This is a genomic window from Rhizobium johnstonii 3841, from assembly GCF_000009265.1.
Classification (GTDB): Bacteria; Pseudomonadota; Alphaproteobacteria; order Rhizobiales; family Rhizobiaceae; genus Rhizobium; species Rhizobium acaciae.
The window spans coordinates 2,261,997-2,277,570 of the sequence record NC_008380.1; the positions used below are offsets into that span (position 1 = coordinate 2,261,997).

The window sequence follows — 15,574 nt, forward strand, 5'->3', positions numbered from 1 at the left end:
CACTTTCGATGGAGCTGACTGTAGCTGTCTCGTTGGCACTGATTGGTTTCGAAGGAGATTGTTGACCAACATCCATCGCACAACGCCAAAATCCATGACGCTCTGCCGACGACATGCAATAGTTGCATCATCCCGGCAAAGTGGCGAGAAGCGAATGAGTGCGAATGGACCGAACGACGATTGGCCAAGGGCTGTCATCGAATTCCTGAGGGAAAGTCTGCCGGTGGACAGTCGATCACCGCTGAGATGGTCCGATGGCAGCATGACAGCTTATCAGTTGGGGTGTGATGCGTTGGTGGCGTTGGGACAGGCAGAGCGCTTCGGGCCAGGCGCGCTGGCGAAGGACTGTCCAAAACTACCCGAAATTCTACCGCGCTGGGATGACCTATGCGTGACTGTCCTGGGACTGGCGGATGTGACGTTCTTGCATCCGGGAGCGCCCACCCCACCCGGGAGATATCAACCGGCTCGGACAGCCCCAGATGCGAGTATCGCTGCCTACAAGACAGCGGACGCGGCACAGGCTAGCACAGACATTTTACCGCTGCTCGCCATCCTCGGTCTCACGGAGACCGGGCGATGGACAGAAGCTTCAGAGACGATCCACTGGCGAGGTGCGGACGGCTGGAAGCCTTCAAACGTCCAAGACGTTCGCTTTGTGGAAGCAGTCAAAATTGCCTGCGAGACAATGCCTGATGACATCAACGACGAAATGGACCGCCTCGTGACGATCACTGACGACGATGTGGAAAAGAGGGTGATACTCAGCGGCGAGGTCAGAGACTCAAACTATGGCAACGCCAAGCGACGAGGGCAGGACGTCGCGCCTCCCGAGATTGTCCCGTCGGAAATTGAGCTGGCGCGCGCGCGTGCTGGCGTCGAGCATAGCCGGTCAGGCAAACTCGACTGGATGTTTTATCGACGCTGGCGACTATCCGACGGTTGGCTCTCGGCTGAAGAGTCTCAAAGAGCGCTCGAAATATTCCACGATCCGCTTGCGCAGAATATGAGACGCGCCGTCATAAGCGAGCGGTATGATGGCCTCGTCATGGCTGAATTGGGCTGGAAGCCGCCAAACAAGTCATCCGCCTCATAACTCTCGGCAACGATCTGCAACTTTTGCTCGTCGCTCCACTCGAACCGCCGCCCGCTGGTAAAGACGTCAACCCGGCGCACCGGCTCTTGGGGTTCGAGCGTAAGCTGAAAATCGATGGACCGAACATCGTCAATCGAGCACTGATCCGGAAGGTGCGATCAGAACACCGCGTACTGTCCAGAAGCGGTTCGTCATCGTCGAAATTGCCATTGCTGACGGCGTCGTATGAGTTGAGGCTACGGCCCCCACCTCGGGTTCCGTATGCGGTCAACTGCACCATCACGGCCTTCGCTCTTTCGAGGGCTTCATCAGCGCTGACTGCGTGCTCGTCGGCGACCTTCACAGAGACGGCGTCGCCGTCATCTCCGATGAAATCGATCTTCCAACCGCCGGCGTCGTGCTCGATCCTCGTATCCGCCAGATGCATGTCATCCCGCCTTCTTGTTCTTGAGATCTGTTTCGACCGACTTGCGAAGTGCCTCCATGATGTTCACCACGTTCGAAGCAGGAGCGGCTTCCTCCTTCCTACCCTTGGCGGCCTTCTTCGGCTTGAGGAGCTTCTTCTTCTCCTCGATGAGCCGCAGCAGGCTTTCCTGGATCGGGTCGCTGACCATGTCCGGCGACCAGCGCGCGGTCTTCTGCTTGATGAGCTTCTGGACGAGCGGAATAAGATCCGGATCTGCTTTCTCGTCGATTTCCTCGAAGTAATTCTCCTCCGGTCGAACCTCGTCGCCGAAACGCAGCGTCCAGAGCACGATGCCTTCGCCGCGCGGTTCCAGGACGACCGCCCGCTCTCGGCGGCCCATCACGAGCTTCGACACGCCGAAAACCTCGTCGGCCTTCATCGCATCCCTGATCACCGCAAATGCCTCGTTGCCGACGGCGTCGTCCGGCATCAGGTAATGCGGCTTCTCAAGGTAGATCCACTCGATGCTGTCGGCCGGGACGAACTTGTCGATGTCGATCGTCTTCACCGTGTCGAGCGCAACGGCATCCAGATCGTCCTCGGTGAGGATAACGTAGTCGTTCTCCCCGCGAGCGTAGCCCTTGACTTCGTTCTCGTCCTTGACGGGCTTGCCCGTGACGGAATCGATGTACCGGGAGACGACGCGGTTGCCCGTCTCCTTGTTGAGTGTATGGAAGCGAACCTTCTCGCTTTCGCTCGTAGCCGGGGTCATAGCCACGGGGCAGGTGACCAGGGAAAGTTTGAGATAGCCTTTCCAGTAATATTTCGGAGCCATCGTCTATCTCCCTAGCTGGCTTTGCGCTGCGGGGCAGCCTTTGAAGCGGCGGACTTCGCTGCCGCGCCGCGCGTGGCGCGCTGCCTCCCAGTGCCAGCGTTAGCGTTGGCGGCAGTGCGTTTCGGTTTGTCCGCAGCGGCCTTCATCATGCCTGCGCTCTCGCGGAGCGCGGCCAGCAGATCGTTGGGCTTCGAGACCTGCACCTTCTTCGGCTTCGGAAGAGACTTGCCTTCCAGCTTCGCCTTGACCAGATCCGCGAGGGCGGCTTCGTAGCGGTCGTCGAAGGTCGCCGGATCGAACTCGCCCTTCTTGGTGCTGATGATATGCTTGGCGAGATCGAGCATCTCGCCCTGGATCTTGAGCTTGGGCATCTCCTCGAAAGCCTTTTCGGAGGAACGAACCTCGTAATCGTAGTTGAGCGTGCTGGCGATCAGGCCCTTGCCGTGCGGCCGTATCAGCACCGTACGCATTCGACGAAATAGGACGGTGCGGGCGATGGCCGCGACCATCGACTTCTTCATCGCATCGCGGAGAGCCGCGAACGCGTCTCCGCCCATCTTGTCGGGCGTGAGGTAGTACGGCTTGTCGAAGTAGACGTCGTCGACGTCGGAGCAGGGGATGAACGCCTCAATCTCGAGCGTCTTGTTGCTCTCAGGGATCGCGGCGGAAACTTCCTCAGGATCGATGATGATGTACTGGCCGTTCTCGATCTCGAAGCCCTTGGTCTGGGCTTCCTTCGGCACCGGATCCTCGGTCTCGCTGTCTATGAAGATCCGGTTGACGCGGTTGCCCGTGGCCTTGTTGATGGTGTTGAAGGTGATGCGCTCGCTAGTCGAGGCTGCCGTGTAGAGAGCGACGCCGCAGCTTACCTCGCCGAACTTCAGAAAGCCTTTCCATTGTGCGCGCTGTCCTGACGGCATGACAAATACTCCGAATCATTAATACGCGACTCAAAGACGTGTCAGGGTGATTCGTTCCGACTCAAAACGAATCATTTTTCAATACTTTACGGAAATTCTCTCTCAAATTGATTCCGCCGTCTCCGCTAGTCGAATTGCGCCCGGCAGTAGTGGAAAGCGGTGGAGATATGTTCAGTTCGACAGCCACAGCAACCTCCTTCCTCCAGCACAATGCCGGGCACCGCTTAGGGAATTCCGCAGCCGCTTCAAGCGCAGCATCATCATCCACTATCTCTCGGGAACCACCGGAATCGTTGTGAGTTTCTACTGCGGACGTACATTCGAAGGAGAAACCCGATGCCAAAGACACAGACATCTCGAGGCCGCGTACAGGATCGCGCCAGCGTCGCCGGTGGCCAGGATCACGAGGTGAAATACGAAGCGGAGAAGGAAGGCGTCTCCAAGGACACCGTCAAAAAAGCCGTCAAGAGCGCCGGAAACTCCCGCAAGAAGGTCGAAGCCGAGATCGGCCGGCATTGATCCGTGGGCCAATTCAAGCTCGCAAGGTCGATCAACCCGGCGATCTCTTACTTCGCCAAGTCGAAGCAGGAGCCTTTCTGAGGTCTTCAATGACAAGGGACACTGACCATCGCATCATGTCGCAAGCTGTCCGAGAATGGTACAGGTACTACGAGGTCGAGTGGGACGACCAGGCGTCGTCGTTTCTCTGCGATGTCGCGATCGAGCTCTATGACCAAGGCTGCCGATCGGTAGACGAGATGGCGACGACGTTGATCGGGACCTACGTCGGCCTGGCCGCCACTCGCATCAACGCGCCATCTTCCGACGCTGTGCATTGATTCCGCCGTCGTCGTTTATCGTGAATAGACGACGCCGAGGTAGACGGAGCCAATCGCCTTGGTAGGAGTTGCTCGGCACCCGTCCTTAGGCAATGACCTAAGGATGCACCGTTTATCCTGCGCCCCTTTATTTCTGCTGTGCGTACAGGGTGGCGATACCTCATGAACCCGACGGGGGACTTGGACCGTCGCGTACTTCACCTGCACCGGCTTCCAGATGACCGGCTGCGCAGATCGGGATCAAAGAGTTAGCACGTGATCTTCATTTTCAGGCCGTCGCACTACGTGCATCGGAACTTGAGCGTCCACGGGCTTTTGTTCCAGCCGGCATACTGCGCTTGAATGCGTCGAACAAGTTTGCCCGTGCTGCTGGATACTTGACGTCCATGTCTCAGGTTCCTTCTTTCGGGCACGATTCCAGGCCAAGTGGCGGTCTAAGCATCTCTGGATTTGCGTTTGATTGGCATATTGGAAGCCAAACTGTTCCACACCTGAGTAGCCTTCTTTCCCGCTGCCTTCGTCTTTGACGGCTCCGAGGCTAATACCTTGAGCAGGCCCGTCAGTTCGGCTTCGACCGCGACAGGGTGTACGGCCGCTTCCCTCATGACCTCAAGGCATGCCCTTGCCCTCGTCGGCTGACGCAGGTTACGGAAACCGTGCTCAAGATCGTAGCGAGCTTCTCCGAGCGAGACGATCTCGTCCGAAAATCGGGCGTCGACCCAATCGCGCACCGGATGTTCGCCTTCGGGAAGCTTGGTTCGTTTCTCCCCGAGCAGTTCGATCTTTGATCGAATTGCCGCGCCGAGCACCACTCGAAACCGCTCTGTCGCCTCATCAAGCTCTGCAAGCCATTCAGAGGACAGAAGCCGGGTTGTTTGCTCCCGGGTCCATCCTGTGCCAAACAGCGCTCCGAGGCCACCTACACCGCCGAGTACCAGCGCTCCAGCCGGACCGAATGCCAGAAGCCCTATCGTTTTTCCGGATAGCCCACCTACAGTCGCCAACCCGCCCTTTAACGCATTGTCGACAAGAATTGACAACGGCAGCTCGGACAGCGGCATACGACCGCGCCACCAGCGATACAAATTTCGACCCGTTGACGCGGCCATCGCGAAATAGGGAACATAAAGGTCGCCGAGCGCTTCGCCAGCCTCTAGAGAAGTTCGCGTTATCAGGTCGGCAATCTCGTGATCAAAGCCATCTATATAGAAGACCTTTGACGCCCATGCCTCGCCGCTCGCCAGGACCGCATCGGCAAGCTCGCCGTTTGCGTACACGGGCATGTCTGGATACTTTGAGAAGTGTTCGCGCAAACCGTCCAGGCCGAGCAAGCACTTTACCTGGAAGGGATTTCCGTCGACCAACAGATCGAACCCCGGGTTATTCGATGTCTCAGGGAATTCCACCACATATCCGTGCTCTGCCAACCGCGCAGCTACGATCTGTTCAGACACGTATCCACGAAGGTTGTTGCCCGCTCCAACGGCCGCTACGCCGGTCATTGAGGTAATACGATCCGCGAACTGCCCGAACTTGAATATGTTGCTGATGTCCTCGATCCTTGAGAAGTCCGCTGCGGATACAACCATCGGATCGATTGACGCGGCATTGAATAGAATGTCTGCCGCGGTCGCTGCGCCAACGGCTGAGATCTCCAAGGCGTCGCCTCGGCCCGCGGATACCACACCCTCGAAGTATTTGGCAAAACCGTTGGCACTTTGTTGGCCGGGAAAACCTCGAGGTGCTTTCGGGAGATGGCCGCCAACCGTTTTTGATACCGAAACCATCTTCGTCTGAAATGCCTGGCGATCAACGACGGAGAGATCGGTCAGATCGCCGGAGTGTGCCATCCGAAACTGATCGAGAACAGACGCGAGTCCATCGGCCCCTAAAGACAACCCCCTAAGGCCGAGGTGAACGACGACATTCGCCGCTAGTCGGCTGGCGCTCTGGCCATCGACATGTCGGCTTGCCAAATACCCGATACCAGCGACAGCAGGAACGCTGAACAGTGGGTTCGCGAGCATGAACAGCGTTGAGGCTGCTGCCGGGCCGCTCACGAAGGGAATGAAAGCGGACGCTTGAGCGGCTAAGACGTAGGCACTGAAGCCAGCGAGATTCACGCCAACCCCTACCGCGAGAGCAGATGTTCCTGACACAGCCATGAGAAGGGCCGCATTGTCGCCCCTCTTCAGTGCGTCCCGTACCGCTGCATCCTGGGCTTCCGGGGGTAGCGTCTCGATATAAGCGCGCACCCTACTTTCGATCTCGGCCGTATCCTCAGCCTTCAGTTCGCCGGTTTGAGTAGCCCTGACGACGGTATCGGCTATGAGTTTGGCCTTCTCATTCAACAGAAAATCGAAATCCGCGACATTTCCTCCGGTCGATATCGTTGTCATCCGCCGAATGGTGCTCCCAACAAGCGATTTGCCGGCCGCATCACCCTCTTCTGGAAGAGGCTGCGCGATCACGGTCGCGGCGGCGTTTGCCAGGCTCGCGCATGTCGCGGCGGACGTCCTCGTTGAGAGCGGAAATTTGGGGTCGAGTTCAAGTGATTGCATGACAATCGTCCAGAGTCGCAGACGCAACGTGGATGTCGAAGCCTCTGATGCGACGGTCTTGTCGGAGAGGTCACGCAAGCGGCGTGTAAAGGAAGCCACTTCTTTATCACGGCTTCCGTTCTGGAGACGGTCGAGAATGTCCGCGATTTTATCCCGTGAGATGTTCAGGAACGTCGTCGCTTCGAAGTTTGCCAGGAGGTCCGCCAATTCGCGGCGCTCGAGCGCGCCAAGCCCTGCCATGATTGCCCAAGGGGGTACGTCCATTCAATCACTTCCCAACCCTTCGTGCCGGAAGGCCTTCAAAAAGTCGAGCGCAATCGAATAGGGCGATAATGAATGGACAATTATGGCAGCAGGGCTCGCCTTCCGATGTTCGGCGTGGCAACCATAGGTCGTCGGGCACCGGGAGGGCACACGTGGGAATATCTTGGCATTGCGACGGCGTTCGTTCTCGGCTGGACAATAAGAAACTGGGCAGCCAAAGCGGAGCGTGGCGCAGCGGCGCTGGCACTATCCGATAAAGCACGCAATCTCGACGAAGCCGAATCCAGATATCTCCAGACCCATCAGAGAGAGGTTGCCAACCTGCTCCTTACGATCGGTCCCGAACCTATGGAAAAGGCATACCGGAAGGCCAGGCGGCTTCAGGACGATGCTATCGCAGGAGGGCCTGCGAGGATCGAGGCGGAGCTGACAGCTCTTTCCAACCATCCGCCTCTTTTACTCGCTGTCATCGGTGAACGATAGTCAGAGCAGCGATGCCCGCTTCATCGGCCGCACGCAGGAACGCGTCCCAAAATTGCTGTGGAGTGATTTCACCGCTGATCGCATCGACGCAAGCCTTCACCGCAGTGACGTATTCTTCGCCGTCATCGGAGGGCCAGTCCTTGAGCAGCATGTATGCCGCGTCGCCGAGGGTGCGGACGATCCTGTGAGCTGGCTGACCGCGCAGAGCCAGCCCGACGGGTGTGAATGCAGAGGTTGCGTCCCAGTCCATTATCGTCGACCTCAGGGCAGGGATCGCAATCCCCGAGGGGTAATATACGCGTGTATTCCCAATTCGTAATTGACGATTGATTACCTGGAGTGACCGGGTGTGAAGGCATGCGGCTGAAAAGGAGTGGGCGCTCTACGATTTTGTTTAGTTGGAGACGATCGGAATTTCGCTGGATTGCGGATGCATTCGCGCTATGATGATTCGGTTGGTCTTTGGGGGCCAGCTTGGGAGATGTTGACGCTCTCTGCCTCTGTCTGCGGGGAGGGGAATTGGGCCTGCTTTCTGATTTCGCGATTGACATTGACGACCTCGAATTCCTCCAGGCGATCCTCGTCGATGCATGCAATGAGCTGAAGATTACTCCAGACCATCAGGGCTTCGTGGCGCGGGTCGTAGACCTGCGCTCCCAAGGTCACTCCCGGGAGGAAATCCTTCAAAGTCTTAGGGTGGAGTTCGCGAGACTCCCTGACCGTGGGCATGCTGCCATTGATCCATGAGGACTTTGGTGATCGGATCGAAGTGCCCGCAACGCGGACTGTGCACTAGGAGCCAGTTCTGTCATTATTCCCGGCGTGTGGCTAGCTATCTGTCGTCGAGTCGCGGTCCTGCATCCTATCATGCACGTTCTCCGGACCCGCGATCAAAGCGGCGATCGCCGTCGCCTTCTCCCGATTACCGTAGCCTGCCACCATAGCCCTCCAACAGGACGCTTCTGCCCACCATGCTTACAGAAATGGACGCGCCTTTCAGTTCTGGTTCCGCGGACACCGCGGCCTGCACGCTCGCAAGCTGATCGTAGGCTAGGCTTTCCGGCTCAAAGGTCATGGCAGTCCTCCAATGAAAGAACGCAAGGGGCAGAACACCACCATTTGGCGGCTTTTCCTTGGGTTCGGTTAAGTTTTGACCGGCATTCGCACCGATCGGCAAAGTCTCTCTTTCCGCCGGACAGATCGCTTTGCTGTCCTTCGGTTCTTGAACCAGTCTCCAATGCGTGACCTGATGCCTGGGGCTTCGGTCACAGAGTGGCGTTCGGCTCCCGGTTTCCCATTCTCCTTGAGAAGCGCAACCCAGTTCTACCGGGCTCGCTAGACTGCCATCAGGACAACCGGGATATCGTCGACGCGCCTTCCATGGTGCTTTCGCCGCGCGGCTCGTAGGCGCGCTGGTCACGCAGGATCTGGAAGGTGATCGTCAAAAGCTTGCGCGCAATCGCCACCCGCGCCTTGTTTATTCCTTTGATCTTCAGATGCTCGTATTGGGCGCGCAGCTGTGGATCGCTGGCGATGGCAGGAGCGACGGCTTCGACGAAGGCCCAGCGCAGCCACTTGTTGCCCTGCTTGATGATCTTGCCGTGGAAGGTCTTGCCGCCGGAGGAATGGGTCGACGGCACAAGCCCGGCATAGGCGGCAAGCTTCTTCGAGTGGCGGAACCGCGATATGTCGTCGATCTCCGCATCGATCAGCCGGGCGAAGAACTCGCCGATGCCGGGGATCGTCTTCAACAGCTTGACGTTGGCATTGGCCTTGGTCATCGCCCGGATCGTTGCTTCCGACTGTTTGATCCGCATGTCGATGTCGCCGATGAAGGCGAGACCACGGTCAATCTGGATGCGGTCGATCTCAGAGACGTTCACTTGAGCCAGCTGGACGCGGCCGGCCTTGCCAAACAGGTCGCCAAGCTTCTTCAATTGCGCCGTCTGCTCCGGATAGCGGTCGAACACCGTGACGATGCGGTTCTTGGTCATCGTGCGCAGCCGCACGTAAAACATCCGCTCGCGCAGCGCGACGCGAAGGTCCCGCGATCTCTCGCTTGGCGCCCAGGCTTCGGGTACCAGATCGGCTCTGAGCAGATGTGCCAGCACCGTCGCGTCGATCTTGTCGGTCTTGATCTTGGCGTCGGCGATCGCCTTAACCTTCAGCGGATGAGCGAGAACGACATCATCACAAATGTCGTCGAGCCAGTCGTACATCACCATCCAGTTGCGCGTCGCTTCGACAACCGCATGCGAGTTCTCCCGATAGCGTTCGAGAAACCCGCCGAGCGACTGTCGGTCGTTCTTCACCCGGCCGGATCTCAGCGTCTTGCCGCTGCTGTCCTGAACCACCAGGTGGCTGTAGGATTTGTGGTAGTCGACCCCGATATGGTATTCATAAGAGGCAGTCATGCTTCCAACTCCCTTATTGAGATCTTCGAAACCCCAATAGGATAAGCCGAAAGGCTGGAAGTGTGACTGTCCCTCGATCATCATCTGCATCTCAGTGATCCGTTCTCTCAACGGGCGCGGCCTCTTTCATGCCACCTCCTTCGTGATAGGAAGGAAACAGCGGACAGGTAATTTGGTTCGCTATAGGGACTTAGGTCCGAGAAGTCTGTGGGCGGCCCGCAGTCGACCCGGGAGTCCTTTCATGAGGCATTGGTTCGCCCAGAATGTCGGAGCGCCAAGCAATGCGCCGCGCACGTCTAAATGAACAATCTCATCCAATATAAGTGCCTGCCGCCCTGAGTTTACGTCTTAAACGAGACCTGTCGTCGTTCCGCGAGGAAAGCACCACATGCGCCCCATCGGCCGAGACTAAAACTCGAGCATGGGTCCTATGGGAGCGCGCCTCGGCAATCGGGAAGCGCCCCTCATTCCTTGATTTTGGTGACGTTGATTTTCCGATGCGTTGGCTTCCGGCGACTGGAGTGCTCTGGCTGCTGATTACGTTCCACGCGAGCGAGTGATCGTGACCCCCGTTGTCCGGCAGAGCTTGATCGACCACCTGCTTTCGGGAACGTCGATCCAGGGGTTTGCGAGGCCAATGCCCGCTCCATCGCCAAGATCGCCATTGCCGGGGTTTGATGCGTATCTGACGAGAGCCGGGGGCGTCGATTTTGATTTTAAAGCAATTAGACATCCCGACGCAACTTGCGAAACGCTCGAGTTTCTCGGTCCCTAAACATCTCAAGTCCGTGGTCCTTTCGATGAGAGCGACGTGCAACAAAGGCTATCTAGGTCTAAAAGTAGAAGTGACCGTCTTTCAGCCTCTTTCGGACTCGGGACAATCAAACGATACAGTAAAGCCGTTGACGGCCTTCGACGATGGGTCGGACGAACGTACATCATTTGTTACTTCGCACCTGCGGTAATTGTCATACGATTCAAAACGCTAATTAATAACAAAAATCAGTTGCTTACTCGAAGTTTCTCGACTACGTTTTTTACAGAATAGTTCCGAAATAACCGGCCCTCGCCGGCGATACTCAGCGGTCGTTTGACCTTGCTTGAGGAGGATGATGACGTTGTTTGCCCGACTTCGTTTCTTCGCAATGGTGCAGCGAGTGCGTGATCTCGTCTCTATCCGATACCGAACTACGACGGCAATTTGACGCGTCGTAAACCCTTTGTTCCACTTTTCTAAGATGGTGCTCCCGTGTGGCGCGCCCGAGGTTTGTTATGCAAAAGCAAGCTGTCGTATTCAACGGTCAGGAAGTCGGGATCGCGGTCCCTGTCGAAAACCGCCTCAAATTCATCGCTGTCCGCTTCAATGTCATCGACTTGGACAACAGGCTCTTCGACACGGTTACCGAAATCCGGCGCGCCATTACTGAGCATCTCGCGTCCAGCGGTCGTGCGATCACGTCGCACTGAATGGCAGGAGATATTTTTCTACGTCATGCGGCGTCCGTCATCGGAGGCCGACATGAACGCAATCCCCATCTGCTTCACAACGCTGCTCGATTACGAGAACTCAAAGGTGAAGAATGGTGGACGAAAGACCATCAGCCGAGGCGGTCCAATGCCCCACGTCTCAACCATGAAACTCCCGAACACCAGCATCGAACTGAATTCTCTCGTGGCTCCGAGGCCGGTTGTCGTGTTGATATCCGATTGAGGTTCCTTGGGCCCCAGCAAGCTGGTCGGCCAGTGCTCAGTGCTCTTGCTTCCTACTCACGAACTTCAAGCTTGTCGCCATATTTCAAGGCGAGCCGACGGCAGTCCTCGCAATTCAACATAATGCCCTCCGCAACGACACTCGCGGCGGCGGTCGTGCAAACCGAAACGTCCAGTCTCGCGACATGCAGAATTGCATTACCCAGTAGCATATCGCAGGGCGCAGTCTCGACTTCGGCCCCGCCCACGCTATGCGCAACGACGCCGCGCACGGTCGCCAGCATTCCGCGCTTTCTTAATATGGTTATGTCGGCATCCCTTGCCATGACGATCTCTTTTGCCGCCCGAGGCGCAGGATGTCCGCCCGATACGCCGCATCTGCAACCAAACGGCCGCGAGACACCGAAGTTCCCATCGCCCATCCAGCGGACATTCCAGGAAGAAGCGACGAAATGCCCGATTAGAGAAGCGGTCTTCGTGTCGCTACTGATAATAAGGCCGAAGGAAAATGAGGTAGAACAACATGGGGATCGCAACGACAGCGCTATGCTTCAGCCTTTGACTGCGAAGATGTAAATACTCGTCTCTGATCTCTTGCGGACACTCCGGAGAGCCCCAAGCGATCCCGGTGTGGATCGTGAACGGAGTTGTGTAGGTAATGTTGCCGAATTTCGAAGCCTTGGCAGCAAGGCGCTCGTTCATGATCAAGTGATACATGCCACCGGCAACGAAGATCGCAACGTCTATGCCGAGCACGACCCTGATGGAAAAATTGATGCTCTCATGCGCGCTAGTCAATAGCTCCAACATACGAGGCGTTTTACAAGCCATCCAGAAGCAAGGGAATGGCTGAGCTGCTTTCCCTTATCCCAACGTAAAGAAGCCATTAATCCGATCGCAATTGGCGACGCGAAGCTGCCGTCCCCGTCATGGCGGCAGCACTGGAGTTGGTAGCAAGCTTCTTGGTCAAGGTGTGACAGGGACGGCGCTTCCGGCTTATCGGCAAATGAAATCGATCAAGCGCCGCATTCGGTCAAGGCTTGACCGGACTGATCCCAAACAGCCGACAATTGCAAAGAAGGATTTCGAGGAGTGTATGGACCAACTCCTTGCCGTCCAGATCGCCGTAGAGGAAGTTCAAGACGTGGTAGAGATACGTCGACGACTTCCAGGTACTTCGTGTTTAAACCACAGTAGCCGAGGCACCGTCGGCGTAGTCGGGGAAGCTTCTGCCAAATTCATGCAGTTCTGGGGCCGAGCACACGACTGTAAGCCAGCTGCCTTCTTGGCTTCGCTTCAATCGCGTCAAGCCTGCATACACCAAAGCCAAGCTCTGGGCATGGGCCGCGTCGGGCACATATATGACGAGCAGACGAGACTCCCATCCTTTGAAGCTGTGCAGTGTGGTCGCTTTGATTCTGGTGTCCCCCATATAGAAGCCCATCTTTCTCCGCCGATGGTCGTCGCCAAACGTATTTACGACGTTGATGTCGTATTCATCGAGACGGTTGACCACGTTCATTCCGGATTGCATATCTCCGGTGAGCATTGTGATGTCAGCATTCGCTAGCCCGCGCTTTCCGGTCTGACGCATCAACGATAGTATCTCGTTGGAACAGACCGCACCGGCAGTGTCGGGAGAACATTGGACCCACCGTAAGCGGCATGGGTAAAGGTCGAGCGATCCTTGCTCCGCTTCTGGAAGATCAATGGCATCTTTTGGGAGAAACGCTTCCGCGAAGTTGCGAGCGAGCCCGAGTGCCTCTGGAGGGAGCCGATAGCTGGTCGCGAGCTGCGCCCATCGCCCGCCGAAACCCGCACCTTTCATCGCCTCATCCGTCCAAGATGAGGCAGTTCCATAAACGTCCTGTGTCGCATCGGCGACCAAGAGCATTTCTCCACCTGGGTTGCACGCCTTGCGAAGAACGCTCCACCACAGCGGAAGGTAATCCTGGCCCTCGTCGACAAAAATTGCATCGTACCGTTCGATATTGGGAAGCGTCACAGCTTCATCTGCGAGGAGAGGCAGCGTTGTGTTCAATACCTCCCGAGGATCGTTCGAGTGCCAAAGCCTTTCATATCCTTTATCCCACCCTGCGTCGTAACAGACGTGCTTGCACCATAGGTGGAAGTGAGTGAACCGGACATTTTTCAACTTCTCAGGCGCATCGAGACCTCGAACGATGAGGTCCCGCAGGTAGTGCCAGAGCGTAATGTTGAAGGTTGCCACCAGAACGGATTTTCCCTCGTTCGCAAGGCGAGCGGCTCTGGCTGCAAGAACCAGCGATTTTCCTGACCCCGCAGGCCCTTTGATGCGGCGATAACCGCTTTCGGTTCTGGATTCTGCAAGCGACAATTGGTTCCGATCAAGAACCAACGGCGTCCGCTGAGTTGACGAGAGGTCTGGCTCCAGGAGCCATCCTCGCAAATCGTCAGCGTAGCCTTTCGACATTATCTTGGAGTTGGTACGATTTGCTTCTGGGAAGACATCTAGGATTTTGCCGGCCGTGACCTCAACTATCCCGCTGACAGGTTGGTATTGCGCAAACTTTTCACCGTCCTGAGTTTTCAAGAAGGGAGATAGGAGGCTTTTCACGGCGTCGACATCAGCAAAGGGAAAGATCACGCCTGCGGTGATTGCAGCCCATCCCGTATTCGCTTTCAGCCGTGGACAATAGAGGTCAAAAATTTCCTTCTTGTAGAGATTGACCTTGGTGACTGGATTCTGATTCTGAATGCAAAACTCTTCGCCATTTCTCTCGGCCCAAAGCTCATGTCCGTATCGCCCCTTTTTGGTGAAGTATCGCATGGCCTTTAGGTCCCAATCCTTCACCTCAAAGACTGCGATACCACCGTTCGGGTTTAAGAGGACAAAATCTGGACGCAGGCCGTTCAGATGAGGCTGTAAGTAAATTTCCCAGTCTTTGGGCAGGTGCTGACGAAAAAGCTGAAGGACGGCGCGTTCTCCCGCCGTCAATGGCTGTCTAAGCTTTGCCAATTGGGCTAAGGGCGGGGAAATAACTCGATCATCCATCACATGGCTACTCCGGTAACGCAATGATTGTTGTTGGCCCGTGGTTGCGGATGAAGGTCTCAGTCAACAGCTGCTCGACCGCGTCGACAAGCCGAACGTCGGCCGTGGAAATCTTGAGTGCGAGCCTCTCCGCGAAAGCGTCGGATAGGCCGATAGTAAGTCTCGCGGACATTGCGCCTCGTGTCTTTGGAAGGTTCCCGGCGGCCTCTCGATGTGGAGTTACTCCACTTCGGTGGCCGACGAATGGAATATGCCGTCGATCCGCTCCCAGCCAGAGAAGTCGGGATCGAAGCGGCGGGGCTCGACGGTGAACCCCGCATGCTCGCTGTGCGAGATGACGACATAGCTGCCGTCATTCAGATACCGGTAGCCGCCTGGCTTCACGCGCTCGCCTTTCCTGGAAACCATCACCTTCTTGTCGAGAGCGCTGACATTGACGAAGCGCTGTCCCCGATAGGTGACATCCTCGAACCGATGGATATGGCCGAAGAGGAAAAGTGGTACCCCGGGGAGAAATGTCTTGGTCTTGGTCAGCCTGTAGTGGCTGACGACAATGGTGCGTTCAGGCGCTTGGGCCGCGATGATCGTGCGGAGCTTGGCTCGCTCTTCCGCGAGATGAGCTTGGCAGGCGAGGGCACGGTCGGCCGCCGCCGCGGCTAAGGATGCCTCCCAGTCTGGGTCTATGCCGTCAATGCTTTCGCCGACGAGGGAGAGACCGCCGATAGAGAAGGGCGTCAGATGCAGACGATGGCAATCCGCGCCGAAGTTCCGATTGCGCTCGAGACGCCGGTCCCAATTGCCGAAGACGTAAAGAACCGGGCACTCGAAGCTTCGCAGGATATCGAAAACCTCGTCGGGCCTTTCGCTGCCGATATCGCCCGCCACGATCACCGCGTCGTAATCGTTGGCCTCCCGAGCCCTAAGCTGGCGGACAGCGATGACGTCGTTGTGAATGTCCGAGCAGGCCAGAAACCTTGCCACACGCGCCCTCCCGTCTGTTTCGAGCGCACCC

General features: G+C 57.0%; 14 protein-coding genes and 1 pseudogene. 5 read left to right on the plus strand and 10 right to left on the minus strand.

The genetic code is table 11. The features are described 5' to 3' along the window. Positions 1-154: 154 nt before the first annotated feature. Positions 155-1,096 (plus strand): hypothetical protein, encoded by a 942-nt coding sequence (locus tag RL_RS11115; RefSeq protein ID WP_244432370.1) that lies wholly within the window; start codon positions 155-157, stop codon positions 1,094-1,096. A 172-nt stretch (positions 1,097-1,268) separates the two neighbouring features. Here the strand turns inward: RL_RS11115 and RL_RS40525 are convergent. The 3 genes and pseudogenes from RL_RS40525 to RL_RS11125 form a co-directional block, all read right to left on the minus strand. Further along, positions 1,269-1,523: pseudogene (locus tag RL_RS40525) on the minus strand (hypothetical protein); the annotation flags it as partial. A 1-nt stretch (position 1,524) separates the two neighbouring features. Beyond that, the gene (locus RL_RS11120) at positions 1,525-2,337 is read right to left on the minus strand and encodes a Ku protein (protein ID WP_011651742.1); all 813 of its coding nucleotides are present in this window, start codon (positions 2,335-2,337) and stop codon (positions 1,525-1,527) included. Between the two features lie 11 nt (positions 2,338-2,348). Then, on the minus strand, positions 2,349-3,257 hold the full coding sequence (locus tag RL_RS11125; protein WP_011651743.1) for a Ku protein: 909 nt from the start codon (positions 3,255-3,257) through the stop codon (positions 2,349-2,351). Positions 3,258-3,593: 336 nt separating this feature from the next. Here RL_RS11125 and RL_RS11130 point away from each other — a divergent pair, with 336 nt between their 5' ends. Both RL_RS11130 and RL_RS11135 read left to right on the plus strand, forming a co-directional pair. Beyond that, positions 3,594-3,776: a DUF3606 domain-containing protein gene (locus tag RL_RS11130; protein ID WP_011651744.1), complete on the plus strand. Its 183-nt coding sequence runs from the start codon at positions 3,594-3,596 to the stop codon at positions 3,774-3,776. Positions 3,777-3,865: 89 nt separating this feature from the next. Further along, entirely contained in the window at positions 3,866-4,096 is a 231-nt protein-coding gene (locus RL_RS11135) for a hypothetical protein (protein ID WP_041936301.1), read from the plus strand. Positions 4,097-4,530: 434 nt separating this feature from the next. Here the strand turns inward: RL_RS11135 and RL_RS11140 are convergent, their stop codons facing one another. Next, positions 4,531-6,921 (minus strand): hypothetical protein, encoded by a 2,391-nt coding sequence (locus RL_RS11140; protein WP_011651746.1) that lies wholly within the window; start codon positions 6,919-6,921, stop codon positions 4,531-4,533. A gap of 72 nt (positions 6,922-6,993) precedes the next feature. Here RL_RS11140 and RL_RS11145 point away from each other — a divergent pair, with 72 nt between their 5' ends. Continuing rightward, the gene (locus tag RL_RS11145) at positions 6,994-7,404 is read left to right on the plus strand and encodes a hypothetical protein (RefSeq protein ID WP_129557788.1); all 411 of its coding nucleotides are present in this window, start codon (positions 6,994-6,996) and stop codon (positions 7,402-7,404) included. On the opposite strand, the gene RL_RS11150 is transcribed toward RL_RS11145, so the two are convergent. From RL_RS11150 to RL_RS11160, 3 genes are all read right to left on the minus strand, one after another. Further along, on the minus strand, positions 7,388-7,654 hold the full coding sequence (locus RL_RS11150; RefSeq protein WP_011651748.1) for a DUF982 domain-containing protein: 267 nt from the start codon (positions 7,652-7,654) through the stop codon (positions 7,388-7,390). The genes RL_RS11145 and RL_RS11150 overlap by 17 nt on opposite strands. A 191-nt stretch (positions 7,655-7,845) precedes the next feature. Then, positions 7,846-8,064: a hypothetical protein gene (locus tag RL_RS39685; protein ID WP_129557789.1), complete on the minus strand. Its 219-nt coding sequence runs from the start codon at positions 8,062-8,064 to the stop codon at positions 7,846-7,848. 686 nt (positions 8,065-8,750) lie between these two features. Beyond that, entirely contained in the window at positions 8,751-9,818 is a 1,068-nt protein-coding gene (locus RL_RS11160) for an IS110 family transposase (protein WP_011649142.1), read from the minus strand. A gap of 1,272 nt (positions 9,819-11,090) precedes the next feature. Here RL_RS11160 and RL_RS11165 point away from each other — a divergent pair. Continuing rightward, positions 11,091-11,285 (plus strand): hypothetical protein, encoded by a 195-nt coding sequence (locus RL_RS11165; RefSeq protein ID WP_003577126.1) that lies wholly within the window; start codon positions 11,091-11,093, stop codon positions 11,283-11,285. Between the two features lie 296 nt (positions 11,286-11,581). On the opposite strand, the gene RL_RS11175 is transcribed toward RL_RS11165, so the two are convergent. The 3 genes from RL_RS11175 to RL_RS11190 all read right to left on the minus strand — a co-directional run bounded on the left by RL_RS11175 (position 11,582) and on the right by RL_RS11190 (position 15,543). Beyond that, positions 11,582-11,854 (minus strand): hypothetical protein, encoded by a 273-nt coding sequence (locus RL_RS11175; RefSeq protein WP_017959920.1) that lies wholly within the window; start codon positions 11,852-11,854, stop codon positions 11,582-11,584. An 857-nt stretch (positions 11,855-12,711) separates the two neighbouring features. Next, a complete protein-coding gene (locus RL_RS11185) occupies positions 12,712-14,562 on the minus strand; it encodes a nuclease-related domain-containing DEAD/DEAH box helicase (RefSeq protein WP_041936305.1) in 1,851 nt (616 codons plus the stop codon). Positions 14,563-14,781: 219 nt separating this feature from the next. Beyond that, positions 14,782-15,543, minus strand: coding sequence for a metallophosphoesterase family protein (locus RL_RS11190; RefSeq protein WP_011651756.1), 762 nt, complete (start codon positions 15,541-15,543; stop codon positions 14,782-14,784). Positions 15,544-15,574 lie beyond the last annotated feature (31 nt).

Excerpts from the sequence above, each read along its gene's own strand:
- RL_RS11115 (WP_244432370.1), top strand. The coding sequence starts at position 155 with ATGAGTGCGAATGGACCGAACGACGATTGGCCAAGGGCTGTCATCGAA.
- RL_RS11120 (WP_011651742.1), bottom strand. The coding sequence starts at position 2,337 with ATGGCTCCGAAATATTACTGGAAAGGCTATCTCAAACTTTCCCTGGTC.
- RL_RS11125 (WP_011651743.1), bottom strand. The coding sequence starts at position 3,257 with ATGCCGTCAGGACAGCGCGCACAATGGAAAGGCTTTCTGAAGTTCGGC.
- RL_RS11130 (WP_011651744.1), top strand. The coding sequence starts at position 3,594 with ATGCCAAAGACACAGACATCTCGAGGCCGCGTACAGGATCGCGCCAGC.
- RL_RS11135 (WP_041936301.1), top strand. The coding sequence starts at position 3,866 with ATGACAAGGGACACTGACCATCGCATCATGTCGCAAGCTGTCCGAGAA.
- RL_RS11140 (WP_011651746.1), bottom strand. The coding sequence starts at position 6,921 with ATGGACGTACCCCCTTGGGCAATCATGGCAGGGCTTGGCGCGCTCGAG.
- RL_RS11145 (WP_129557788.1), top strand. The coding sequence starts at position 6,994 with ATGGACAATTATGGCAGCAGGGCTCGCCTTCCGATGTTCGGCGTGGCA.
- RL_RS11150 (WP_011651748.1), bottom strand. The coding sequence starts at position 7,654 with ATGGACTGGGACGCAACCTCTGCATTCACACCCGTCGGGCTGGCTCTG.
- RL_RS11160 (WP_011649142.1), bottom strand. The coding sequence starts at position 9,818 with ATGACTGCCTCTTATGAATACCATATCGGGGTCGACTACCACAAATCC.
- RL_RS11165 (WP_003577126.1), top strand. The coding sequence starts at position 11,091 with ATGCAAAAGCAAGCTGTCGTATTCAACGGTCAGGAAGTCGGGATCGCG.
- RL_RS11175 (WP_017959920.1), bottom strand. The coding sequence starts at position 11,854 with ATGGCAAGGGATGCCGACATAACCATATTAAGAAAGCGCGGAATGCTG.
- RL_RS11185 (WP_041936305.1), bottom strand. The coding sequence starts at position 14,562 with ATGGATGATCGAGTTATTTCCCCGCCCTTAGCCCAATTGGCAAAGCTT.